Source organism: Mesorhizobium sp. M7A.F.Ca.CA.003.01.2.1 (genome assembly GCF_003998945.1).
GTDB lineage: Bacteria > Pseudomonadota > Alphaproteobacteria > Rhizobiales > Rhizobiaceae > Mesorhizobium > Mesorhizobium ciceri.
Map to the genome: position 1 here is coordinate 1 of NZ_RZRA01001563.1, position 615 is coordinate 615.

Here is a 615-nt window from a genome sequence, read left to right on the forward strand (position 1 = left end):
TTCGTAGAGTGTCGGGATATCCTGGCCCATTCTCGATCCTCCGCCTGCCTGAAGCCGCCAGCAGCGACGATAGCGGAAAAATCGAAAGCGGCTCAACCTGCCTCGATGGCCAGTTTCGGGCTCCGTCGCCCACTACAATTTGGCCGGCGCGTCAGCCTCGGCATTGGCGGAAGGCCGGATCCGGCAATTCTCGGGTCTTGGCACCGCCTCGCAAATGGTGGCGCCGGTCAGCGCGTCGACCGATTGCAGGCTCGTCGTCAGGCCAACCTTCAGCATCATGTCGGGTTCCAGCCGGCGCTCGACCGAGCGCCGCTCGATCGCCGCGAACAGGGCGGAACTGATCGCCATCTCCTCCAGGTAGGCCTTGACCATCAGCTTTTGCCCCATCGGGTAGAGGCTAAGTCGCGCCTGGGGACCGACAAGCCGCCTGATGCCGCCGGCAAGCATGAGCGCGCAGGCCGAATCGCACTCCACGCCCGCATCGATGCTCAGCCCGGCATAGGCGCCCTCCTTGGCCAGGCAATTCCACGCTCCTGGGTCACAGCCGACGAAATCGGTGCGGCCAACGGCGACGTCGAGCTTCTTTTCATGGATAAGCCGTCCCGCCGCCAGGGC

At 64.7% G+C, this 615-nt stretch carries 1 pseudogene; it reads right to left on the reverse strand.

Going from position 1 to position 615, the window contains the following annotated elements:
* Positions 1–132: 132 nt before the first annotated feature.
* Positions 133–615: pseudogene (locus EN969_RS34205) on the reverse strand (hypothetical protein); the annotation flags it as partial.